Raw genomic sequence first — 23,864 nt, 5'->3', positions numbered from 1 at the left:
TCAGCCGGAACGGGCGGGGCCCCGCCAGGCAGCATCAGCCGGCCGCGGCGAGCAGCCTTCGGTCGGCGTCCGGGAGCCACGCGCCGGGCGGGTGGTCGAGCCATCCCCCGGCCGCGCCCAGGTCGCGGGCGGCGTCGAGCAGCGCGGCGAGCGCGGGATGCCGCAGCCCCGACCGCCAGACCAGGGAGACCGGGGACAGCGGCACCGGGTCGGTCAGCGGGCGCAGTGCCATGCCGGGCACCCCGAGGAAGAGCTCGCTGGCCAGCACCGACCAGCCCTGCCGCCGCATCACCCGGACGAACTCCGCGTCGCCCTCGATCCGCGGGAAGGGCGGCGCCAGGGCCGCCCCCGTGCCGTCGAGCAGCTGGTGGGCGAAGTCCGTCCACTCGGCGGTGTCCGCGTTGCCCGCCGCGGCGTACAGCGTCTCGCCGGCGAGCGCCGCCAGCGGCACCTCGGGCAGCGCGGCCAGCCGGTGGTCCTCGGGCACCAGCACGGCGACCCGCTCGTACCTGACGAGCCGGTGGGCGAGGCCGGTCCGCAACGCCGGGTCGAGGCCCGCGACCCGGCCGAAGGAGACGTCCAGCCGCCCGCCCGCGATCTCGTCCGCCGCCCTGGTCAGGCCGCTGTGGAAACGGGCCACGAACTCCAGGTCGAGCTCCCGCTCGTCCACCGCCCGGCGAGCGGCTTCGAGCACCAGCCGGCCGGTGGACACCTGCGCCTGGACGTCCACGACGAGCGGCCGGTCGGCGCCCGCACCGATCGCGGCGGTCAGGTCGTCGTACGCCGCCAGCACCCGCAAGGCGACCGGCAGCAGCCGCTCGCCCTCCGGGGTGAGCGCCACCCGACGGGTGCTGCGGACGAAGAGCGGGGTGCGCCACTCCCGCTCCAGCCGGCGGATGTCGCGGCTCAACGCCTGCTGCGCAACGAAGAGGCGGGCCGCGGCCCGGGTGAAGTGCAGTTCGTCGGCCAGCACGGCGAAGGCGCGGAGCAGCCGGGGATCGGTGTCGAAGCCATGGTGCGCCATGCCGCCATTCTCGCGGTCCCCGCGGCATTCACAACGCGAGCGCGTGAATCGCGTCCGAACAGGTGTTGGACGCCGCTGTCCGGGCTCCGTCAGGGTGGCCGTCATGCCTCCTTTTCACCAGGTCACGGCCTCGCGGCCCGAACGATCCGACGGACATCCGCCGTTGATCACCCAGACCGGCGGCACGCTGGTCCTCGCGCGCCGCGACCCCCCGCCGCCGCCCGGGCGGCCGGTCCGGCGCCGGCGCCGGACCGGCCCCTACGCCAGGATCTTCGCCCTGCCGGGGGCGCTGCCGTTCGCCGTGGCCGGCATCGTCGCCCGCCTGCCGATGGGGATGTTCGGCGTCGCCGCGGTGATCATGATCACCGCGCACCACGGCTCGTACGCGCTGGCCGGGGCCGTGACCGCCACCGGACTCGCCGCCTCGGCGGTGGTCGGGCCGCTGGTCGCGCGGCTGGTGGACCGGCGCGGCCAGTCCAGGATCGCGGTGCCGGCGGCGGCGCTGTGCGTCTGCGGACATCTGGCGCTGCTGCTCTGCCTGCGGCTCGACGCGCCGGCGTGGACGTACTTCGGCTGCGCGCTGCTGACCGCGACCACGCCGAACACCGGCGGGATGTCGCGGGCCAGGTGGGCCTTCGCCTTCGGGGAGGACTCCGCCGAGCACGCGGCGGCCCGGCACGCGGCGAACTCGTTCGAGCAGGCCGCCGACGAGCTGTGCTTCATGCTGGGTCCGGTGCTCGCCGCGCTGCTGTGCACCCAGCTGTTTCCGGAGGCCGGCACCCTGGTCGGCGCGGCGCTGCTGCTCGGCGGCATGCTCGCGTTCGCCGCGCAGCGCCGCACCGAGCCTCCCCCAACCTTCGGCCGGGGGGACCCCCATCCAACCCTCGACCGGGGGGACCCCCATCCAACCCTCGGCCGGGGGGATCCCCATCCAACCCTCGGCCGGGAGGGCGGGGTCGAGCGCGGCGCCCGGCCGGGGTGGCTGCCGCGGCGGCCGGGAATGCCGGCGTTGCTGGGCACCTTCGCCTGTACCGGCGCGGTGTTCGGCGCGCTGGAGGTGGTGACGGTCGGCTTCGCCGACGAGCGCGGACAACGCGCCTGGGCCGGCGTGGTGCTGGCGGCCCAGGCCGCCGGCTCCGCGGCGGCCGGCCTGGTGTTCGGACTGATGACCGGGGGCCGCGCGGGGCACGAGCCGACGGGTGCGGGAGGCTCCGCGCGACGGCGGTTCGTGGTGTGCGTGTCGGCGATGGCGGTGCTGATGACGCTGCCGCTGCTCGCCTCGCGGGCCGGTGACCTGGCCCTGCTGGCCCCGGCGCTGCTGGTGGCCGGCATGGCGACCGCCCCGACCATGGTGACCGGGATGACCCTGGTGCAGCGGCTGGTCCCGGCGGGTCGGCTCAACGAGGGCATGACGCTGATGGTGACCGCGCTGCTCGCCGGAATCGCCCTGGGCTCGGCCGGGGGCGGCTGGGTGGTGGACCACCACGGCGCCGCCCCGGGCTACGCGCTCCCGGCGATGTCCGCGGCCCTCGCGGCGACGCTCGCCCTCACCACCCTCCGCCGGCCCGGCGTCAGCACGGCCGGTGCCATCACCCGGGACCGGCCGGCGGGGCTCGGGTCCCTGCCGGCGCGGCCCGGCTAGAGCGCGCCGAGGAAGTCGGCGGCGACCGGGCCGGCGTCCGCGCCGCCGGAGCCGCCGTCGGTGAGCACCACGGCGAACGCCAGGTCGGCGTCGCCCAGGTAGCCGACCATCCAGGCGTTGGTGGACAGGTCGCCGTTCTCGTCGGTGAACTCGGCGGTGCCGGTCTTCGCGTGCGGCGAGCCGGGGACGCCGTCCAGCGCCGAGGCCGAGCCCTCGGTCACCGTGTCCCGCATCAGGGCGCGCAGCGCGTCGAAGGTCTCCCCCGACAACTCCGCCGTGGCCTGGTACGGATCCGACACCGCGTCGGGGACGAGCACGGGCTGGTGGAAGGCGCCCGTGTCGACGGTCGCCGCCACCGAGGCCATCACCAGCGGGCTGGCCTGCACCCGGCCCTGTCCTATCAGCGAGGCGGCGAGCTCGTTCTCACCGTCCGCCGGGGGCACCGAGCCGTCGAAGGTGGTGGCGCCGACGGTCCACTCCGCACCGATACCGAAGGCCTGGGCGGTCTGGTGGAGGGTGTCCTCCTCGAACCGGTCGAGGTTGTCGATGAAGGCGGTGTTGCAGGACTCGGTGAACGCCTCCCGCAGCGTGGTGTCCGGGCCCAGCTCGAACTCGCCCTGGTTCTCGAAGGTCTGGCCGTTGACGTCCACGTACTGCGGACAGCCGACCTGGTCGGCGGGGAGCGTGCCGCCCTCCAGCAGCGCCGCCGTCGAGACGATCTTGAACGTGGAACCGGGCGCCAACTGCCCCTGCAGGGAGAGGTTGAACCCGTCGGACGGCCGGTCGGCGGCGGCCAGCACGTGGCCGGTCGACGGCTGGAGCGCGACGATCGCCGCGTCCTGGTCCAGGTCGCGCAACGCGTCCTCGGCGGCCCGCTGCACCTCCGGGTCGATGGTGGTCCGCACCGGGGTGCCCGGCTCGCGCCCCTCCTGCTCGTGCAGGGTGGAGACGGCGTCGCCCGACTCCCGGTCGGCGATCACCACGGCCCCGGCCGGCGTGCCGGCCAGCTGCTCGTCGTACCTGCTCTGGAGCCCGCTGGAACCGGCGCCGGTCTCCGGGTCCACGCCGCCCACCAGGGCCTCGGCCGCGTGCGGCAGGGACCGCGTGTCCTCCTCGAACTGCAGCCCGGCCACCGCCCGCAGGTCGCTCGCGTGCTCGTCGTACACGGAGTCCCGCAGGGTGATCACGGGGACCGCCTGGTCGGGGTCGGCCGCCTCCACCTCGTCGGCCAGCGCCTGGGTGTCGATGCCCACGTCGAGGTCGTCGAGCACCCGGTACGCCTCGTCCGGGTCGTCGAGCAGCGCCGGCCAGATGCTGATGTGCCAGACGTCCGTCGGGCCGGCCAACTCGCTGCCGTCCGCGGCGAGTATCGCGGCGCGCTCGGCCTCCTCCGTGGTGAGCACGAGGGTCTGGCCCTCCTCCAGGCGGGGATGCACCAGCGCGGACTCCCAGCGCACGGTCCAGCCCTCCGCGTCGCCGGGCAGCAGCACGGCCGTGGAGTCGTACGACCAGGCGCCGAGGCCCTCCAGGGTGAAGGTGGCGGTGAACGGAACGGCCATCGCGCCGTCCTCGCCGCGCTCCTCCCCCGCCTCGTCCGCGATCTCGAAGCTCAACTCCTCGGGATGCATGTTCTGGTCGACGGACTCCAGCAGCGAGAGCGCCGCCTCGGCGTCGTCGGTGCGGTCCGCCGCGTCCGCCAACCTCCCGGCCGCCCACGCGTCCAGGAAGCGCCCGGTCTCCGCGCGCGCCTCCTCGGACCGCTCGTCGCCGCCTCCGCCGCGCAACAGGAGCACCGCGCCGACGGCGACGAGCACCGCCACGGCCACGCCGACCGCGATGATCACCAGCCGGGTGCGGCGTGTGGAGCCTCCCCCAGCCGCCGGCCGGGGGGACCCCCATCCACCCGTAGGTCCCGAATCCCACCCCGAAGTCCCACTGTTCCCCATGCTCTGCACCCTAGCGGGACCGACTGTCACTCAGGGCGCTGCCACACCTCACGGGATGGACACGAAGCGGCCGACGCCCGAGGGCGCCGGCCGGGGGAGGCCCCCACCCGTCGGGGTGCGGCGAGAGACGCGGACGCCCGGGGGCGCTGGGGTCGGGTGCGCCCCCGGGCGAGTTCCGCGGTCGCCCCCGCTCCGGGTCAGCGACCCGAGGGGGTGACGGTGATCAGCTGGCTGCCGTGAGCGCCGATGTTGGCGCTGAAGCCGTCCTCGTGCGCGCCGAGGTCCTCGTCGGCCCACACGTCGCGGAGTTGGGCGGAGCCGGAGAGGCCGAGCTCGTCCCAGGACACGGCCACGTCCGCCGCCGCCTCGCTGAGGTTGAACAGCCCCACCACCAGGGAGCCGTCCGGCCGTTCCAGGTACCAGACCTGGATCGGGCTCGCCTCGCCCACCCGTTGGGCCGGGATGCCGAGCTGGTTGATGCCGATGACCTCGTCGTTGGTGATCAGCGAGCGCCCGAAGTCGTCCAGCCTGGTGAGGTCGTCGCCGAGGTAGAGGGGCGAGGCGGCCAGCGCCCAGAACGTGAAGACGGTGCGCCGCTCCTCCTCGGTGAGGCCGTCCATCTCGCCGACGCCGACGTTGAGCGAGTCCAGGTTGTTCCAGCCGGTCTCGGGTCCGGCGGCGCCGATCCAGTTCCCCGTGGCGCGGATGCTCTGGTTGCTGGCCCGCCAGCTGGTCATGGTCTCGCAGTAGCACTCGACGTCCCCGCCGACCCGCCAGGAGTCGGTGTACGCCTGCCAGTCGGCGAGATAGTCGCGGTCCATCGCCCAGGACACCAGCAGGTGGATGTCCTCGCCGCGGAGCGCCTCGTGCCAGGCGGCGACGTCCGGGATGTTGTTGTAGTTCTCGCCGTCCACCGCCGGGTCCCGCCGGGAACCGGGGCCGACGCCGTCCAGCTTGAGCAGGTCGACGTCCCATTCGTCGAACATGTCGACCAGCGACTCGAGGTACCGCTGCGAGCAGGGGTCGGAGAAGTCCATGGCGTAGGCGCTGCCGGTCTCGCCGAAGCCGTTGGTGGGGCGCAGGTCGTCGTAGACGATGTCGGCCGTGGTGCAGCCGGGGGCGCCGTGAATCGGGCTCTCGCCGTTGTTGTACGCGCCCATCTCCAGGCCGACGGGCAGGTAGACGCCCAGCTTCAGGCCCCGGTCGTGGACGTAGTCGGCGATGTACTCCATGCCGGAGGGGAAGCGGTCCAGGTCGGTGGTCTGCCGGGCGAACCGGTCGTACCCCGGGTTCCAGTCCCAGTCCATCCACCAGCCGGCGTCGATGTTGACGTACTCGTATCCGTGCTGGCTGAGGTCCTCGGCCAGCACGTCGATCTGGGCCAGGAGGTTCTCCTCGTTGAGCCAGCTGAACCGGCCCTGCGGGTTGACACCGGGGTACTGGGTGGCCTGCAGCGACCAGCTGCTCCAGCCCAGGTACGGCCGACTGTTGAAGTCACCCCCGGACCCGGTGTCCGCCTCCGCCGAGGTCACCGCTAACGCCGCCCCCGCGTCCGGCGCCGACGAGGACTCGCCAGCCGAGGCCCCTGGTGTGACCAGCAGGGCCGGGATCAGGAGTGCCACTCCCGCTCCCCCCACGATCCTGCTGAGGTGCGTCATCGCGTTCCCCTCTCTGCGACGGCCTGGTCACGCCGTCCGTCATGTAAGGGGACCGTAAGGCGATTCTTTTCCGTTGTCAATAAATGATGCGGACGCCGTGGCCGCCGGCCCGCTCGCCACGAAGCCGTGCCGGGCCACGGCGGCGGCGCCGGCCGCCCAGTCCTCGAACGTGCGCGGCTGGAGGCTGACTTCGCAGCGCGCGGTGGCGCCGTACGCCTGTTCCGCGAAGGCGGACTCGATGTGCTGGGCGAAGAGGTCGAAGTACGCGAGGCCCTCGCCGCTGACCACCACCCGCTCCGGGCCGACCAGGTTGACCACGGCCGCCAGCGCGCGGCCGATCGCGGCGCCCGCCGAGGCGAAGACGTCGGCCGCCGCGCCGCCGCGCCTGGCCAGCACGGCCGCCTCGGCGACGGTCATCACGGGCACCCCGGTCACCTCGGTGACCCGCCGCACGATCGCCGGGTCCGCGGCCACCGCCTCGACGCAACCCCGGCCGCCGCAGTAGCAGCGGATCGCGGGATCGCCGACCGGGACATGGCCGAGCTCGCCCGACACCCCGTGCGCGCCGGTCAGCACCTCGCCGCCGACGGCCAGGCCGCAGCCGATGCCGGCGCCCAGCGTGACCACCACCAGCGGCGAGGCGCCGGCGCCCGCGCCGGTCAGGCCCTCCGCCAGGGTCAGCGCCCTGACGTCGTTCTCCACCACCACGCCCACGCCCAGCCGCGCCTCGACCAGCCGCGCCAGGGGCACGTCCCGCCAGCCCAGGAACGGCGAGAAGCGGACCAGCCCGGTCGCCCGGTCCACGTCGCCGGAGACCGTGACGCAGGCGTACGCCGGCGGCGCGAGCTGGTCGGCGTCCGCGTAGAGCCGCTCCACCAGGCGCGCGATGTCGGCGACGGCCGGCGCCACCTCCGTGCCGGTCAGCGCGGTGTGTCCGGTGGCCAGCACGGCTCCCGAGAAGTCGGCGAGCGCGGCGTAGACGTCGGCGCCGGTCAGCTTGACCCCGACGAACGAGGCGGCCTCGGCCCGCACCCGCAGTTCCCTGACCGGCCGGCCGACGGCGCCCGTCGTCGCCTCGCCCTCGACGAGCAGGCCCGCGGCGATCAGCGGCCGCACGGCCTTGGTGACGGCGGCGGCGGACAGGCCGGTGCGGCGCGCGACGGCGCCGCGGGAGGAGGAGCCGTGGGCCAGGATCGAGGCGAACACGGCGTGCGCGGCGGGGTTCCGCAGGGGAAACACGGCGCCCTGGCCGGCACCCATCGGGCCTCCTGACATCACGGGCGGCGGGGACTTTATTCACCCTATCAAAAAAGCAGGTGAACCCCGCACACGCACGAAGGGTCCTACCGTCGTCACCGACGGTAGGACCCTTCGTGGTCGTACTGGTGGAGATGGCGGGAATCGAACCCGCGTCCAACGGAGCAGAAGGAGGGCTTCTCCGAGCGCAGTCCGCTACGATTTTCTCAGCCCCGGAGATCACGCGGACAAGTCTCCGACGGGCTCAGTCACTGTGTGATGTCCCGGTTACTCCCGTGACCGGAGCAAACGGTTAGTCCCCTAGCTGATGCCAGTGACCGGGTCGGGAACAGCCCCGGGCTGACACTTCGCAGGTCGCTACTCAGGCAGCGAGGGCGAAGGAATCGCGCTTGGTTTCGGCGATTATTTTTTTGCGACATATGGTTAGCGAGATCATTGCCGCTTCCTCGGCTCGCTTCCCCTGCTTCGACATCCGCTGTCGAAACCGATCATCCCCATGTTGAGTTAAGAAGCACCGACCCGAGGGCCAGACCACCAGTATACGTCACTGCCGCTGCCGGCGGCGGGCCGACGACATGACCCGCTCGGCCTCCCGGCGGTCCTGCTTCTCCCGCAGCGTCTGCCGCTTGTCGAACTCCCGCTTACCGCGGGCCAGCGCCACCTCGACCTTGGCCCGCCCGTCCACGAAGTACAGCGCGAGCGGCACCAGGGTCAGGCCCGCGGTCTGCGTCTTGCCGATCAGCTTGTCGATCTCGGCCCGGTGCAGCAGCAGCTTCCGCTTCCGGCGAGCGCTGTGGTTCGTCCAGGTGCCCTGTGCGTACTCCGGGATGTGCACGTTGTGCAGCCAGACCTCGCCGCCGTCGAGCTGCGCGAACCCGTCCGCCAGCGACGCCCGACCCTGACGCAGCGACTTCACCTCGGTGCCCGTGAGCACCAGCCCGCACTCGTAGGTGTCGAGGATGTGATAGTCGTACCGCGCCCGCTTGTTCTGCGCGATGAGCTTGCGCCCGGTCTCCTTAGCCATGACGCGCCCATTCTACGTGCGCGGGCGCGCGAACCCGCCACCCTTTTTGGACCGGCACCTGTCAGGACAGGCCGCCCAGCACGGTGCGCGCCTCGGCCTCCGCCTCGGCGTCCGCACCCGGGGCCACCACCAGGTCGGGCAGGATCCCCTGCTGGTCGATGGTGCGACCCGAGGGAGTGACGTAGTGGCCGACCGTCAGCTCGGCCACCGAGCCGTCCGGCTGCACGCTCGGCATCTGCACCGTGCTCTTGCCGAAGGTCCGGGACCCCACGATCACCGCGCGGTTCCGGTCCTGGAGGGCGCCGGTCACCATCTCGGCCGAGCTCATGGTGCCGCCGTCGACGAGCACCACCAGCGGCGTGTCGGTGTCGCCGCCCGGCTCGGCGTGCAGCGCGTGCTCCTCGCCGTGCACGTCGTAGGTGGCGACCAGTCCCCCGTCGAGGAAGACGGACGCGGCCTCCGCGGCCTCGGTCAGCAGGCCGCCCGCGTTCCCCCGGAGGTCGAGCACGATGCCGTCCCCCTCGGGAACGCTCGCCACCGCGGCGCGCAGCTGCTCGGCCGCGCCGCGGGTGAACGAGGACACCTCGATCCGGGACACGCCCGGGGCGTCCTGGCTGACCGTCACCGTCTCGGTGGTGAGCCGGGCCCGCTCGACCTCCACCTCCCAGCGCCGGCCGTCCCGTTCCAGGCCGAGCAGCACCGTGCTGCCGGGGCCGGCCCGCTCCGGCTCGTCGCTGCCGCGCAGCCGGCTCACGGCATCGGTGACCGGGGCGTCCTCCAGCCGGTCGCCGTCGATGGTGCGGATCACGTCGCCCGGGAGGATGCCCGCGCGTTCGGCCGGGCTGCCCTCGTGCACCTCGTTGACCTCGATCCGGCCCTCGGGCGTGCGGATCACCGTTATGCCCGTGCCGACGTACTCGCCGGACAGGCCCTGCTGCAGCGCCTCGTACTCCTCGGGCGAGTACGCCGCCGACCAGCGGTCGCCGTCGCGGCTCACCAACCGCTCGGCGTCGCCGGCCTCCTGTTGGTCCTGCTCGTCGTCGCCCGAGCCACCGCCCGCGCCGCCCGCGGCACCGTCCATCGCGGACAGCTCCGAACCGTCGGCGCCCTCCGGCCAGGAGCCGGTCGCGGCGCCGGCGACCAACACGCCCGCGAAGACACACGCGAGCGCCGCTCCGCGCCGTACCGGCCGGGAGGGGACGAGTTGAGACGTTCGCGGCATGCTGCGGAGTGTAGGACAGATGGAGACGAGGTATGGGTGATGGACGTCACGGCGGAGCAGGGATAAATCACACCTGAACTACACCTTCAGGTACTTGCGTAGGGCGAAGAAAGCTGCAAGAGCCGGCATCAACGCGCCCACCGCGAGGACGAACGGCAACACCGACACCACCGCGTCCCACCCCACGAACTGAATGAGTGGGATCTCCTGTGCCAGGAAGTTGTTGATCATGAAGTACTTGACGGAGACCAGGAGTCCGCAGGCCAGCACCGCGCCCAGGATGCCGGCGATGGACGCCTCCATGATGAACGGCATCTGGATGTAGAAGCTGGAGGCGCCCACCAGCCGCATGATCCCGGTCTCCCGGCGGCGGCTGAACGCGGACACTCGCACGGTGTTGACGATCAGCAGCAGCGCCACGATCAGCATCAGCGCGAAGAGGCCGAGCGCCGCGTAGTTGACGCCGTTCAGCAGATTGAAGAGGTTCTCCAACAGGTCGCTCTGGTCCACCACGTCCTGTACGCCCTCGCGCCCGGCGAACGCGGTGGAGACCACCTCGTACTTCGTCGGGTCGGTCAGCTTCACGCGAAAGGAGTCCTGCATCTGGTCCGACGTCACCACCGCAGCGATGGGATTGTCCTGCTGCTGCTCCTGGTAGTGCTCGTAGGCCTGCTCGGCGGTCTCGTAGTAGACGTCGTCGACGATGTCGAACTCTCGGAGCTCGGCCTCGATCTGCTGCCGCTGCTCCTCGGTGGCGGCGCCCTTGGAGCAGGCCGGGTCGGACTCGGCGTCGTTCTCGTTGCAGAGGAAGATCGAGACCTCGACCCTGTCGTACCAGTAGTCCTTCATGCTGTTCACCTGTTCCCGGGCGAGCAGCGAGCCGCCGAGCAGGGCCAGGGACAGGGCGACCGAGACGATCACCGCGAAGGTCATGGTCAGGTTGCGGCGGAGACCGACACTGATCTCCGACAGGACGAAGTGGGCGCGCATGGCGTCCTTTCCGTTCGGGGGTGGGGGATCAGTGCTGGTAGCCGTAGACGCCGCGGGACTGGTCGCGGACGAGGAGCCCCTTCTCCAGCTCGATCACGCGCTTCCGCATCTGGTCCACGATCTGCGCGTCGTGGGTCGCCATCACCACCGTGGTGCCAGTGCGGTTGATCCGGTCGAGCAGCTTCATGATGCCGACCGAGGTCTGCGGGTCCAGGTTTCCCGTCGGCTCGTCGGCGATCAGCAGCATCGGGCGGTTGACGAACGCCCGGGCGATCGCGACGCGCTGCTGCTCACCACCGGACAGCTCGCCCGGCATCCGCTCGTCCTTGCCGCCCAGCCCGACCAGGTCGAGCACCTCGGGAACGGTCTTGCGGATCTGCCCGCGGGACTTGCCGATGACCTCCAGGGCGAAGGCCACGTTCTCCGCGACCGTCTTGTTCGGCAGCAGCCGAAAATCCTGGAACACGGTGCCGAGTTGACGGCGGACCTGGGGCACCTTCCAGTTGGAGAGCCGGCCGAGGTCCTTGCCCAGCACATGCACGGAGCCGACGCTGGCCCGCTCCTCCCGCAGGATCAGCCGCAGGAAGGTGGACTTGCCAGAGCCCGAGGAGCCCACAAGGAAGACGAACTCACCGCGCTCGACCTCCAGCGTGACGTCGCGGAGGGCGGGGGCGTTCTGCCGTGGGTAGGTCTTGGAGACGTTCTCGAATCGAATCACGGTTACACCACGTCCGGACTGGGTATTTGCGGGGAGCTCCCCCTCGCTGGGGCAGACCCTACGCGAAGCCGCGATCCCCCGCAGGCAGCATCCCAGGTCATCCCGTTTCGCCCCGGTTCGGCCGACGCCGGCCCTTTGGTCTGCCCACCCGGGCCCCCATCGCCTCTGCGTTTGCGGCCGGAGCCTGGCACAGTAGAGAGCGAGGGGAGACGAGAGGAGAGGATCGCATGACCGCCGACTGGCTGGTTTGCGCGAACTGTGCGGGGCGGGTGAGTGACGCACGGTGCGCGGTCTGCCGGGCGCAGCTGGCCCGGCTGCGTGCCGAGCGCGGTCCCTGGGCGTTCCTCAGCACCCCGGCGGCGCTCGTCGCGCTGCTGCTGGCGCTGGTGACCTTCGCCCTGGTGGTCGCCCGGCCGGCCTAGAAGCCGCCGCACCCACCCCCGGAGACACGACGACGGGCCCGGAGCATCGGATGCTCCGGGCCCGTCAACGCTGTGCGCGGCCGAAAGCCGCGGCGCGCCGGATCAGGCCGGGGTCGCGCCCTTGTTGATCAGCCGGGGCAGGTAGCGGAACGCCACACCGCCGGCGATCATGGTCGCGGCGCCGACGATCAGCAGCGCGTCGTTGCCGGAGGCACCGGTCTCGGCGAGCTCGCCGCCGTCACCGCTGTCCTCCTCCGGGACCTCCTCGACCGGGACGTCGCCCTCGGTCGGCGGCTCCTGCTCGATCGGGCCGCTGCTGCCACCCTCGGTGGCCGGCTCCGGGTCGTTGCCGTTGGTGCCCTCGTTCACACCGCCGCTGGCGCTGGTGCCCTCGTCGGTGCCCTCGGAGGTGCCCTCGTCAGTGCCGTCCGTGGTGCCCTCGTCAGTGCCCTCGGAGGTGCCCTCGTCGGTACCGTCCGTGGTGCCCTCGTCAGTGCCCTCGTCGGTACCGTCCGTGGTGCCCTCGTCAGTGCCCTCGGAGGTGCCCTCGTCGGTGCCGTCGGTGGTGCCCTCGTCGGTACCTTCCGTGGTGCCCTCGTCGGTACCCTCGGTGGTGCCCTCGGACTCGCCGCCCTCGGTCTCACCGCCGTCGGAGCCCTCGACCACGCCGACGATGACACCCTCGGTGTCGCTACCGGCGACGGCACCGACGATCGCGCCGTCCTTGGTGCTGCTCTCCGGCGCCTTGGTGGTGCCGTCGGCCGAAGCCGTGCCGACCACGGCGAGGGAGGCTCCGGCGGCGAAGATCGCGGCCGCGGCGACCCGCGCCATGGTGGCGCGTGTCTTGGGACTGGCCATCTATCCACTACCCCCTGTAGCAGTTCAGTTCGCGACAGTGTCCTGTCGTCCTGTTTCAGAGGCAGCCTCGGGCAAGAGCGGCGAAGGTTGCCGGGGACTCAGTGGCTCAAACCCGTCCCTTGCACAACACGCACCCCACAACATAGGCATGCCAGACGGACAGCTTTCCCGTTAAACGCAGAAGCGTCAAGCAGGATGTCCGCTAAATACCTGCTGTCCGGTGGAAGTTGCGTGAAGGTTACTTACCCTGCTGTTTGCGCCAGCGGATGCCCGCATCGAGGAAGGCGTCGATGTCGCCGTCGAGTACGGCCTGCGGGTTCCCCACCTCGTGCTCGGTGCGGAGGTCCTTGACCATCTGGTACGGCTGCAGCACGTAGCTGCGCATCTGGTTCCCCCAGGAGTTCCCCCCGTCGCTCTTGAGGGCGTCCATCCTCGCCTGCTCCTCCTCCCGTTGACGGGCGAGCAGACGGGCCTGGAGCACGCGCATCGCGGCGGCGCGGTTCTGGATCTGGGACTTCTCGTTCTGGCAGGAGACGGTGATGCCGGTCGGCAGGTGGGTGATCCGCACCGCCGAGTCCGTGGTGTTCACCGACTGGCCGCCGGGGCCCGAGGAGCGGAAGACGTCGACCCGGATGTCGTTCTCCGGGATCTCGATGTGGTCGGTCTGCTCCACCACCGGCAGCACCTCGACCCCGGCGAACGACGTCTGCCGGCGGCCCTGGTTGTCATAGGGGGAGATCCGCACCATCCGGTGGGTGCCCTGCTCGACGGAGAGCGTGCCGTAGGCGTACGGGGCCTTCACGGTGAAGGTGGTCGACTTGATGCCCGCCTCCTCCGCGTAGGAGGTGTCGAGCACCTGCGTCGGGTACCCGCGGCGCTCGGCCCAGCGTAGATACATCCGCTGGAGCTGCTCGACGAAGTCCGCCGCGTCCACCCCGCCGGCCTCGGCGCGGATGCTGATCATGGCCTCGCGCTGGTCGTACTCGCCGGACAGCAGGGTGCGGACCTCCAGCTCGTCCACCGCCTGGCGCACCGACACCAGCTCGGCCTCGGCCTCCCTGCGGGTGTCGTCGTCGGACTCGGCCTCGGCCAGCTCGAAGAGCACCTCGAGGTCGTCGATGCGCGCCCGCAGCTCCTCGACCTTGCGCACCTGGCCCTGGAGCAGGGAGAGCCGGCTGGTCACGTGCTGGGCGTGCTCGGGGTCGTCCCACAGCGAGGGCGCCGCGGCCTGCTCCTCGAGCGCGGCGACCTCCGCCCGCATCGCGGCAAGGTCAAGGACCGCCTCGACGGACTCCATCGTGGAGCTGAGGGACTTCAGAGCTTCGGATACATCGACGACTGCCACATCACCAGCCTAACCGTTACGGAGCCACCGGATCCTCGACGTTCTCCACTCCCGGGGAATCGGCCGGCGCGTCGCCGCTGTCCGCGTCCGAGCCCCCGGACAGCAGCAGCCAGCCGCCCAGCGCGCCGGCGCCGACCGCGGCGGCCACGGTCACCGCCAGGCGGCGTCTGCGGCGGGCGCCCGCACTGTGCTTCGCCGAGCCCGCCCGGCGCTCGCCCAGGGCCCGCGGCGTCCGGGCGGTGCCGTGGGCGCCGCCGGCGAGCTCCTCGGCGTCCGGGACCCGCATCCGGGTGTGGGTGGCGCGCTCCGAGTCCGGGGCGGCGCCGCGGACCAGCGGCACGGCCGCCCGCGGGCCGCCGGGCTCGGCCCCGGAACCGGCCAGGGCCAGCTCCTCCGCGAGCGCGGCGCGCTCGAAGTCGCGCCGGTCGTCCGCGTCACCGCCGTCGCCCACCTCGCCGATGTCCAGCGGGGGCAGTCCGTCCAGCCGCGGCAGCAGCTCGCGCAGCCGGGAGGCGAGCTCCACGGCGCGCAGCCGGGAGGCGGGGGCCTTGGCCAGACACTGCTGGATCAGCTCCCACAGCTCGGGAGGCAGCCCGGGCAGCTCGGCCGCCTTCTCGGTGACCTGCCGGCGCAGCACCGCGCCGGGGTGGCCGCCGCCGAAGGGCGTGAACCCGGCCAGCAGCTCGTACAGCACGGTGACCAGGGCGTAGATGTCGACGGCCGCGCGGGGTGGCAGGCCCTCGACGATCTCGGGGGCCATGTAGTCGGGGGTGCCGACGACGCCGCCCCGTCCGCCGTGCCGCGGTTCGTCGATGAGCTTGGCCACGCCGAAGTCGGTGAGCAGCGCGGTCGGGGTGTCGCCCGCGGTGTCGAGCAGGATGTTCTCCGGCTTCACGTCGCGATGCACGATCCCGGCGGCGTGCGCCACGGCGAGCCCGCTGGCCACCCCCGCGGTGATGGCGGCGGCCTCCCGGGGGGCGAGGCGGCGCTCGCGCTGGAGGTGGGTGCGCAGGTTCGGCCCCTGGACCAGGTCCATCACCAGGGCGATGTCCGGCACGTCCCGCCCGCCCCGGCCGCCGTCGCCGATGACCAGCTCCCGGACGCCGACGATGTTCGGATGCTCCAGGCCGAGCAGGGCGTGCCGCTCGTGCGCGAAGCGCTCGGCGAGGTCGCGGTCGGCGGCGAGATCCTCGCGCAGCACCTTGATGGCCACCTGGCCGTCCGGCCCTTCGCCGAGCCACACCGTGCCGGCGCTGCCGCGGCCGAGGACGCGGTGAGCGGTGTAGCGGCTGCCGATGTTCCGTGCCATGGCGTGAGGCTACGACGCTCCACTGACGACGAGGGGACAGCACGCCAGAATTGCCCGCGTTTGATGGGGTGTCAGGGCCGAAAAACCACCCCCACAAGTCGACAAATCCCCGATGTCGCGGAGCCTAGGGCAGCTCGGTCGGCACGTCGTCCGGCACGCTGTTCTGGAGGTCCTCGCCGGTCTGCTGGGCCTCCTCGATGATCCCGAGCCACTCCTGGGCGTCCCTGAACCAGTCCTTGGTGGCCTCCCACCAGCTCTTGCCGTCCGCGATCCAGCCCTGGAGCGGCGTGAAGTTCCAGACCAGCACGGCGATCACGACGAGTATCAGGATCGTGAAGAGGCAGCCCTTGAGGCAGCCCAGGCCCGGGATGCGCATCGGGTTGGCGCCGCGGGACCGGGAGCGCGGCTCCCGCCGGGGCTCGGGGGCCTGGCGCGGCTGCGGCTGCCGGGGCTGGTGCGGCGGCGGCTGGTACGGCTCGTTGTACTGCTGCGGATACGGCTGCTGGTGCTGGTACGGCGCGCCCTGGGGGTAGCCGTAGCCCTGCTGCTGCGCCTGCCGACGCTGCGGCTGGCGCTGCGGACGGCGCTGTTGCTGACGCTGCGGCGGGCGTTGGGGCTGCCGCTGCGGCTGCCGGTAGAGCGGGTCGTTGGCCGGGTCCACGGGCTGGACCTGGGTCTGCTCGTTCCGGTCCCTGGCGGCGCGCATCTGGTCCTGCCAGGGGTGCGGACCGTCGTCCGGCGGCCCTCCGGGCGCGCCCTGCGACGGCATGGCGCGGGTCCGGTCCAGGCCGGGGTCGGCGCCACCCCCGGCGTGCGGCAGCACGCTGGTGGCCGCGGCCGGGTCGACCGAGCCGCTGCCCGAGCCGCCCGGCATGGCCCTGGTGGGCTCGGCGGATCCCGGCGGGCTGATGCCCGTGCCGGGCACCTTCACCGGGGTCGGATCGGGCGCGAGCAGCGCCGCGACGCCCGCCGCTGCGGCCCACTGCTCGCGGGTGGCGTGGTCGCCGATTCCGGAGGCCACGGTGCGCAGGGCGCGGGCGAGGTTCACGGCGCTCGGGCGCTCGTCCGGGCTCTTTCGCAGGCAGCGCTCCAGCACGGTCCACAGCGGGTCCGGCAGGCCGTCGGGCCGCGCGGGGGACTCGTTGAGGTGCCGCTGGAGCACCTCGAGCGAACTGCTGCCGGCGAACGGGGGGCGCCCGGTGAGCAGCTCGTAGAGCAGGATGCCGGCGCTGTAGACGTCCACGGCGGAGGTCTGCTCGCGGCCCTCCGCCGACTCGGGCGCCACGTAGGAGGGGGTGCCGACGAACTCGTGGGCCCGGGTCACGCCGGGCGAGTCCGCGAGCCGGGCGATGCCGAAGTCGGTGAGCATCGGGCGCATCGGCGTGCTGCCGCTCGGGTCGCCGCCGCCGGCCAGCAGCACGTTGGCCGGCTTCAGGTCGCGGTGCACCACGCCCTTGCCGTGCGCGGCGGCCAGCGCGTCGGCGATCTGCGCGGTGAGCAGCGCGGCGCCGACCGGGCTGAGCGGCCCGTTGTCCCTGAGGTAGTGGTGCAGGTCGGGTCCGTCGATCAGGTCCATCACCAGCGCGATGAGCTCGCCCTCCACGACCAGGTCGCGGGTGCGGACGATGTTCTCCGGATCGTCGCGGGTGAGGTGCAGCAGCACGGACCGCTCGCGCAGGAAGCGCATCACCACGTCCGGGTCGTGGGCGAGCTCCTCCTTGAGCACCTTGATCGCTACCAGCTCGCCGGGCTGTCCGGCCACCGCGGCCTCGGCGCCGGCCGTCTGTCGCTGACGACCGCGCCAGACGGTGCCGGTGGCGCCGCGTCCCAGCGGCTCTTCAAGCAGGTACTTGCTGCCTACCGGCCGCACGTGTGCTCCTAGGTGATTGGCTGGTGAACCGCTTGCGGCGGGTCTGGACCCGGCTCCCTACTGTAGTGCCGTGCCCCGCAAGCCCGAACGGGCGTGTGGCGCCCGTCGTGACGGCTCGGCGCTCGCCGGTCTCGGGCCGGTCGCGGGCCGGGTCAGGGGGGTGGGTCGGGCGGTGCGGCCGGGGAATACCGCTTGGGCGCGCGGGGCGCCCGTGACTACGGTGTGCGTCGTGGAGACCCGGAGACCGTTCGCGCGTCCCGTGCGCCGGGCCGTGCTCGACCTCGCGACCGCCGGATGAGGGGCCGCGGGGCGGGAGACTTACCGATCAGATCTGGTCAGAAATGGCCAATCAAGATCACTAACTGCCACTCGCGGGACGGAGTGTCGGTGGCGGGTGCGAGGATGTTTTCAGCATCACCATCCGATGCGAATCCCATGCGACCCCCTCGTATGAGGCTCGTATGAGGCCGGTGGTGGCCCGTATGCGGGCTGCACGAGAGCCTGGTGCGGGGCCTTGTCCGAGGGCGTGGCAGCCTGGGCCAGCGAGGTGACCGGGAGGGGCCGATGCCGATCCAGATCAGGTTGACCGTTTTCGGACAGCCCGGTGGCCGTGCCGCGCCCGCCGGCGCTGCCGAGGCCGGCGATCCCGGCGTCGACGTGCAGATCACCGCGCCCACCGACGCGCCGCTCGGCGACGTGCTCGGCGCCCTCGCGGCCGCGGTCACCCCGGGCGCCGGCACGCCGTCCGTGGTGTTCTGCGAGGACCGCCGGCTGGACCCCAGGCGCAGCCTGCTCGGCCATCCGCCGCTGGTGGACGGCGCGGTGCTGGCCTTCCACCACCCCGTGACCGTCGCCCCGGTGCCCGAGCCCGTGCCCGCCCGGCTGCTGGTGGTCTCCGGCCCGGACGCCGGGGGGGTGCACCTGCTGCGCGGCGGCGAGATCCGCATCGGCAGGTCGGCCCAGGCCGACGTGCCGTTGGACGACCCGGACGTCTCCCGGATGCACTGCGCGGTCTCGCTCGGCGCGGACGGCTCGGTCACCGTGACCGACCTCGGCTCGACCAACGGCACCCAGCTCGACGGCCGGCCGGTCACCGGAGGTCCGGTGCCGGTCCCGGCCGGGGCCGCGCTGCGGCTGGGCGAGTCCACGCTGCGGCTGATCACCGGTGACGCCGCGGGCGACGCGGCCGGGGACGCCGGCGGGGACGCCGCCGTGGTCGCCGGACCGGCGCACTCCTCCGTGCCCCCCGTCCCGCCGGCCGCCCCGGCGGCACCGCCGGAGGCGCCGCGCGGCGGGACCGCGCAGGGCTCCCGGCGCCCGGGCCGAGGGCTGGCCGGCTGGGCCAGGCGGCTGGGCGGCGCGGCCGCGGGCGAGACCCATATCGGCGTGCCGCCGTTCGTCCCGGGGTCTCCCCCGCCCTCGGCCGGAGAGCCGGGCGAACACCCGGCGTGGCGCGGTCAGGACGAGGGCTGGGGCGCCGCGGATCCCGGGGCCGACGTGCGATGGCCGGACCCGGCCACGCTGCTGCTGATAGCGCTCGAGCCGGCCAGGGACCAGCCGCCCCGGCTCTGGGAGCGCGGGCCCGACCACCCCGACGCGTTCGGCCTCCGGCTCGGCACCGCCCAGCGCCCCGACGGCCGCCCGGCCCCGGTCACGCTCAGCCTGGCCGACGCCGGCTCGCTCGGCCTGGCCGGCCCCCGGGCGCGGCTGACCGGTCTGGCCCGGTCGGTGCTCGCCCAGCTGACCGCGCTGCACCCGCCGAGCGCGCTGGAGCTCGTGGTGCTGGCCCCGGGCCGGGCCGAGGAGTGGTCCTGGACCGGCTGGCTGCCGCACCTCCGCCCGCGCCGGGACCAGGACTGCCGGCTGCTGGTCGGCTTCGACCGGGAGCAGGCCGCCGCGCGCATCGGGGAGCTGGCCGAGCGGCTGGGCCGCGGTCCCGAGCCGACGGGCCGCCGCACGGTGGTGCTGATCGACGGGGACGTCGGCGGCGCCGACCTGCGACAGGCCCTGACCCGGCTCGCCGTGGAGGGCCCGGCCGCCGGTATCCACCTGCTCTGCCTGGCCGAGTCGCCGGCGGCCACCCCGGCCTCACCGCTGGCCGAGACGCTCGCCCAGGCCAGATCGTCGTTCCCCGCCTTCGCGGCGTGCGGAGCGGTGAGCCTGCTCAGCGGCGCGGTCGCCTCGGGCTTGCGGCTGATCGGCCCGGGCGCGCCGGCCGGACGGGACGGCGGCGCCGGCCCCGTGGCCACCGTCGACGCGGTGTCCACGGCCTGGGCCGAGCGGTTCGCCCGCGCCGTGGCCCCGGTCGGCGAGCCGGCCGGCGGCCCGGGCGGCCCGACCGCGGGCGCGGCCACGGCGCCGCCGGCGACCTGCCGGCTGCTCGACGTGCTCGACCTGCCCCGGGTCACGCCGGGCGCGCTGCGCGAGCGCTGGGCCAGGTCCAGCGGGCTGCCGCTGGTGCTGGGCGCGGGCGCCGAGGGCCTCGCCTCCGCCCAGCTGGCCGACGTGGCGGGTCCGGTGCGAATCGAGGGCGGTCGCTCCTCGGGGCGGACGGAGCTGCTGTGCTCGCTCGCCGCCTCGCTGGCCGCGGCACACGCCCCGCGCGACCTGTCGCTGCTGCTGGTCGAGGGCTCCGGCGAAGGGCTGCGGCCGAGCGCCGAGCTGCCGCATGTGGCGTCGTACCTCGGGGCCACCGACCCGGTGCGGATGCGGGCCTTCGCCCAGGCGCTGCGGGGCGAGCTCAAGCGACGCGCCGCGCTGCTGGGGGACGCGGAGTTCGGTTCCGGCTGGCGGCGCGGGGGGCGGATCGCCGCGCCCCGCCCGGCGGGCGACGAGGCGCTGCTGGGCGCGGGCCCCACGGCGGCCGACGCCGGGGCCCCGGCGGGCGAACCGGGCCTCCCCGCGATGCTCGCCGAGGGCAGCGGCCCGCTGCCCTGGCTGGTGGTGCTGGTCGACGACATCGACGCGCTGCTCGCCCCCGCGCTCGGCGCTCCGGGGCGGCCCGCGGCCGGCTCGATGGTGCGGGCGCTGGTCGCGGCGGCCCGGGAGGGCCAGCGGCTCGGGGTCCGGCTGATCACCGTCGGCACCCCCGCCGACGTGCTGCCGGACGACGCGCCACCGGCGGCGATCCGGGTCGCGCTGACCGGTCAGCCGCCCGGCCGTGCCGAGCTGCGGGCCGGCGACGGGCGGGCCGTGCCGTTCCAGGCCGCCCGGGTCACCGGCCGGATCCCGCGCACCGCGACCCTGCGGCCGACCGTGACCCGCCTGGACTGGGCGCGCGCCGGCGACCCACCCGCCCGGCGACCGGTGCGAGAGCTGGGGAACGGCCCGACGGACGTCGCCCTGCTCGCCAGCGCGGCCGCCCGGGCAGCCCGCTCGGGCACGGCGGCCACGGCCAGCCTCGTGTGACCGCACACGGCTGCGCTGCCGCCAGGTTGTCGCCGGCCCGAGGACTCCGTGCGACGGAGAAGCCCGCTCGGGCACGGCGGCGACGGCCAGTCTCGGGTGACCACCGGGCCCGCCAGCGGCGCGCCCAGGGTTGACCCGAGGCGACCAGGGCAAACGTCCTGGGAAGGGGGCGACGGCGAGTCTGGTCTGACCGATCCGGGCCGATCCGACACCGTTCCCGACGATCTTGACCGGATGGCCCCTGGCAGGCGGTAACAGCAGCATCACAAAGACGACTTGACATAGCGGCCGGGGTTGCCTGCCCCGCGGACCCGGCGTAGGTATTGCGACCACAGGACGTGCGGTGTGGCAAGCCCTGGACGGATCGGGCGATGCCGCGCCTGATGGCCAGATGGAGAGGTATTCATGCGCGGTTCGGTCCGGGGCCCGGCGCGGGGGGCCACGCGTGCGGCGGCGGCTGCCGCCGTCGCCTGCGCGGTGACGCTGACGGCCTGCTCCGGCGACGGGGGTGAGGGCGCCAGCGAGGTCGAGATCTCCATCGAGCTCCCGGACCTCAGTGGCCAGAGCCTGGAGGTCGCGGCCGTGTGGACCGGCGCGGAGCAGGAGAACTTCATGCGCGTCATGGAGGCCTTCGAGGAGGCCACCGGCGCCTCCGTGAGCTTCGTGCCCAGCGGGGACAACGTCTCCCAGTTCGTCGGCAGCAAGATCGCCGGCGGCTCCGCCCCCGACGTCGTCATGGTCCCGCAGCCCGGCGTGGTGCGGGACTTCGTCGCCAGCGGCTGGGTCGCCCCGGTCGGCGATCTGGTGACGGAGCAGTTGGAGGCCAACTACAGCCAGGGCTGGCGTGATCTCGGCGCCGTCGACGGCGAGCAGTACGGCGTCTACGTCAAGGCCGCCAACAAGTCGCTGATCTGGTACAACAACACGGCGTTCGAGTACGCGGGCGTCGAGCCGCCGGACACCTGGGACGGCTTCATCGACACCGCGTGGACGGTGTGGGAGTCCGGCACCGCACCCGTCTCGGTGGCGGGTGCCGACGGCTGGCCGCTGACCGACTGGTTCGAGAACATCTATCTCTCCCAGGCCGGCCCCGAGATGTACGACCAGCTGGCCAACCACGAGATCCCCTGGACCGACCCCAGCGTGGCCGACGCGCTGACCACACTGGGCGAGCTGTTCACCCAGGAGCAGTTGGTGGCCAACGGCACCACCGGGTCGCTGCAGACGGACTTCCCGACCTCGGTCACCCAGACCTTCAGCGACCTGGAGACGCCGCTGGCCGGCATGGTCTTCGAGGCCGACTTCGTCGGAGCGGTGATCACCGACAACACCGACGCGGTGGTCGGCGAGGAGGCCCAGGTCTTCCCCTTCCCCGCGGTGGGCGGGGGCGACTCCCCCGTGGTGACCGCGGGCGACGCCGCGGTGGCGGTGTCCCAGAACGGTGAGGCCAGCGAGGCGCAGAACGCGCTGCTCGCGTTCCTGGCCTCCCCGGACGCGGCGCGGATCTGGGCCGAGCCCGGCGGCTACATCTCCCCGAACAAGTCCCTGGAGTTCGACGCCTACCCCAACGACGTGCAGCGGGGCATCGCCGAGGCGCTGATCGAGGCGGGCGACGACTTCCGGTTCGACCTGTCCGACCAGACACCGGCGGCGTTCGGCGGCACCACGGGTCAGGGCATGTGGCAGGGCCTGCAGAACTTCCTGCGCGACCCCGACGACGTCGAGGGTGCGCAGCGGTACCTGGAGTCGCAGGCGACCGACGCGTACGCCGAGTGACGGACCGCTGACGAACGCACGATCCACGACGATCACACGGTCGAACTCGCGGATGAATTCACGGACGGACGGAGACAGAATCCCATGGCATCCGGCAAGGCGGTGATCAGGGCCCGTCCCTGGGTGGTCGCGTGCTTCCTGGGGCCCGCGCTGCTGCTGCTCGGCGCGCTGGTCGTCTACCCGATCGGGTACACGGTGTGGCGCAGCCTGTTCGACACGTCGGGCGACAAGTTCGTCGGGCTGGACAACTTCGGCGAGATATTCACCGACGACGCGTTGCAGACCGCGCTGCGCAACAACGTGATCTGGATCGTCGTCGCGCCGACCGTCTGCACCGCGCTGGGCCTCATCTTCGCGGTGCTGACGGAGAAGATCCGCTGGGCCACCGCCTTCAAGCTCATCATCTTCATGCCGATGGCCATCTCGATGCTGGCCTCGGGCATCATCTTCCGGCTGGTGTACGAGCAGGACCCGGACCGCGGCCTGGCGAACGCGGTCATGACGACCGTGCACGACACGTTCTCGCCGGGTTCCTCCTGGCCGGACGCGGAGCCGCGGCCCGACGGCCCGCTGACCAGCCAGGACGACGGCTCGTACCTGCTCGACGAGCCGGTGGCCGCCGGCACCCCGGTGCTGCTGCCGCTGGTGGCGGTGCCGCCGCCCGAGTTGGCGGACGCGGAGCCGGCCAGGAGCGCGGCCAGCGATCCGGGCCAGGTCACCGGCACGGTCTGGATGGACTTCACCCCGGGCGGCGAGGGCGCGGAGAACGTCGTCGACTCCGGCGAGCAGGCGCTGGCCGGGATCACCGTCGAGGCGGTGCGCGACGGCGAGGTGGTGGCCTCCGCGGAGACCGGCTCCGACGGCACGTTCACGCTGCCCCAGGAGGCGGACGGCGCGCAGCTGCGGCTCGCCGCCGACAGTTTCACCGCGCCCTACAACGGGGCGGAGTGGATGGGCTCGACGCTCGTCACCCCGGCCATCATCGGCTCCTACGTGTGGATGTGGGCCGGGTTCGCGATGGTGCTGATAGCCGCGGGGCTGGCCAGCGTTCCCCGGGAGACCCTGGAGGCCGCCCGGGTGGACGGTGCCAACGAGTGGCAGGTGTTCCGCCGCGTCACCGTCCCGCTGCTGGCGCCGCTGCTCGCGGTGGTCATGGTGACGCTGATGATCAACGTGATGAAGGTCTTCGACCTCGTGTACGTGATCCCACCGCCATCGAGCCAGTCGGACGCCACCGTGCTGGCGCTCGAGCTGTACACCGAGTCCTTCACCCCCGGCGGCAATCCGGGCCTGGGCAGCGCGATCGCGGTGTTCCTGCTGTTGCTCGTGCTGCCCGTGATGTTCTTCAATATCCGACGGCTGCGACGGGAGAACCAGCGGTGACCGCTCCCACCA

Annotated in this window: 17 protein-coding genes and 1 other RNA gene; 5 read left to right on the top strand and 13 right to left on the bottom strand. The window is 73.1% G+C overall.

The annotated features are described in order from the left end of the window. Window positions 1–34 precede the first annotated feature (34 nt). Window positions 35–1,024, bottom strand: coding sequence for a LysR family transcriptional regulator (locus ABGB06_RS00190; RefSeq protein ID WP_347584450.1), 990 nt, complete (start codon window positions 1,022–1,024; stop codon window positions 35–37). A 103-nt stretch (window positions 1,025–1,127) separates the two neighbouring features. Here ABGB06_RS00190 and ABGB06_RS00185 point away from each other — a divergent pair, with 103 nt between their 5' ends. Then, the gene (locus tag ABGB06_RS00185; protein WP_347584448.1) at window positions 1,128–2,666 is read left to right on the top strand and encodes an MFS transporter; all 1,539 of its coding nucleotides are present in this window, start codon (window positions 1,128–1,130) and stop codon (window positions 2,664–2,666) included. Here the strand turns inward: ABGB06_RS00185 and ABGB06_RS00180 are convergent. From ABGB06_RS00180 to ftsE, 8 genes are all read right to left on the bottom strand, one after another. Continuing rightward, window positions 2,663–4,510 carry a penicillin-binding transpeptidase domain-containing protein gene (locus tag ABGB06_RS00180; RefSeq protein WP_347584447.1) on the bottom strand — a complete coding sequence of 616 codons (1,848 nt, stop codon included), beginning with the start codon at window positions 4,508–4,510 and terminating at the stop codon, window positions 2,663–2,665. The two genes, ABGB06_RS00185 and ABGB06_RS00180, sit on opposite strands and share 4 nt — an antisense overlap. Before the next feature lie 299 nt (window positions 4,511–4,809). Continuing rightward, window positions 4,810–6,234, bottom strand: coding sequence for a glycoside hydrolase family 27 protein (locus ABGB06_RS00175; RefSeq protein ID WP_347584445.1), 1,425 nt, complete (start codon window positions 6,232–6,234; stop codon window positions 4,810–4,812). Window positions 6,235–6,309: 75 nt separating this feature from the next. Continuing rightward, a complete protein-coding gene (locus ABGB06_RS00170; protein ID WP_347584443.1) occupies window positions 6,310–7,530 on the bottom strand; it encodes an ROK family transcriptional regulator in 1,221 nt (406 codons plus the stop codon). Between the two features lie 123 nt (window positions 7,531–7,653). Next, window positions 7,654–8,023, bottom strand: a transfer-messenger RNA (tmRNA) gene (ssrA, locus tag ABGB06_RS00165). A gap of 48 nt (window positions 8,024–8,071) precedes the next feature. Next, window positions 8,072–8,551 (bottom strand): SsrA-binding protein SmpB, encoded by a 480-nt coding sequence (gene smpB, locus ABGB06_RS00160; protein WP_347584441.1) that lies wholly within the window; start codon window positions 8,549–8,551, stop codon window positions 8,072–8,074. 61 nt (window positions 8,552–8,612) lie between these two features. Beyond that, complete coding sequence (locus ABGB06_RS00155; RefSeq protein ID WP_347584439.1) at window positions 8,613–9,773, bottom strand: S41 family peptidase; 1,161 nt, start codon at window positions 9,771–9,773, stop codon at window positions 8,613–8,615. Window positions 9,774–9,851: 78 nt separating this feature from the next. Continuing rightward, window positions 9,852–10,763: a permease-like cell division protein FtsX gene (gene ftsX, locus ABGB06_RS00150; protein ID WP_347584437.1), complete on the bottom strand. Its 912-nt coding sequence runs from the start codon at window positions 10,761–10,763 to the stop codon at window positions 9,852–9,854. Window positions 10,764–10,791: 28 nt separating this feature from the next. Next, window positions 10,792–11,481: a cell division ATP-binding protein FtsE gene (gene ftsE / locus ABGB06_RS00145; protein WP_347584435.1), complete on the bottom strand. Its 690-nt coding sequence runs from the start codon at window positions 11,479–11,481 to the stop codon at window positions 10,792–10,794. 269 nt (window positions 11,482–11,750) lie between these two features. Here ftsE and ABGB06_RS00140 point away from each other — a divergent pair, with 269 nt between their 5' ends. Continuing rightward, window positions 11,751–11,903 (top strand): hypothetical protein, encoded by a 153-nt coding sequence (locus ABGB06_RS00140; RefSeq protein ID WP_347584433.1) that lies wholly within the window; start codon window positions 11,751–11,753, stop codon window positions 11,901–11,903. Between the two features lie 102 nt (window positions 11,904–12,005). Here the strand turns inward: ABGB06_RS00140 and ABGB06_RS00135 are convergent, their stop codons facing one another. From ABGB06_RS00135 to ABGB06_RS00120, 4 genes are all read right to left on the bottom strand, one after another. Further along, complete coding sequence (locus ABGB06_RS00135) at window positions 12,006–12,761, bottom strand: LPXTG cell wall anchor domain-containing protein (protein WP_347584431.1); 756 nt, start codon at window positions 12,759–12,761, stop codon at window positions 12,006–12,008. A gap of 238 nt (window positions 12,762–12,999) precedes the next feature. Continuing rightward, a complete protein-coding gene (gene prfB / locus ABGB06_RS00130; RefSeq protein WP_347584429.1) occupies window positions 13,000–14,106 on the bottom strand; it encodes a peptide chain release factor 2 in 1,107 nt (368 codons plus the stop codon). Window positions 14,107–14,122: 16 nt separating this feature from the next. Then, entirely contained in the window at window positions 14,123–15,415 is a 1,293-nt protein-coding gene (locus ABGB06_RS00125) for a serine/threonine-protein kinase (protein ID WP_347584427.1), read from the bottom strand. A gap of 124 nt (window positions 15,416–15,539) precedes the next feature. Further along, window positions 15,540–17,285: a protein kinase gene (locus tag ABGB06_RS00120; RefSeq protein WP_347584425.1), complete on the bottom strand. Its 1,746-nt coding sequence runs from the start codon at window positions 17,283–17,285 to the stop codon at window positions 15,540–15,542. Between the two features lie 564 nt (window positions 17,286–17,849). Here ABGB06_RS00120 and ABGB06_RS00115 point away from each other — a divergent pair. From ABGB06_RS00115 to ABGB06_RS00105, 3 genes are all read left to right on the top strand, one after another. Continuing rightward, window positions 17,850–20,693, top strand: coding sequence for an FHA domain-containing protein (locus ABGB06_RS00115; protein ID WP_347584423.1), 2,844 nt, complete (start codon window positions 17,850–17,852; stop codon window positions 20,691–20,693). Window positions 20,694–21,098: 405 nt separating this feature from the next. Next, the gene (locus ABGB06_RS00110) at window positions 21,099–22,469 is read left to right on the top strand and encodes an extracellular solute-binding protein (RefSeq protein WP_347584421.1); all 1,371 of its coding nucleotides are present in this window, start codon (window positions 21,099–21,101) and stop codon (window positions 22,467–22,469) included. 84 nt (window positions 22,470–22,553) lie between these two features. Beyond that, window positions 22,554–23,852: a sugar ABC transporter permease gene (locus ABGB06_RS00105; protein ID WP_347584419.1), complete on the top strand. Its 1,299-nt coding sequence runs from the start codon at window positions 22,554–22,556 to the stop codon at window positions 23,850–23,852. Window positions 23,853–23,864 lie beyond the last annotated feature (12 nt).

The organism is Streptomyces sp. B6B3 (assembly GCF_039871525.1).
In the GTDB taxonomy this organism is placed as follows: Bacteria; Actinomycetota; Actinomycetes; order Streptomycetales; family Streptomycetaceae; genus Streptomyces.
The sequence above is the reverse complement of the archived record's forward strand: the minus strand, read 5'-3'. Positions and strand labels throughout refer to the sequence as shown.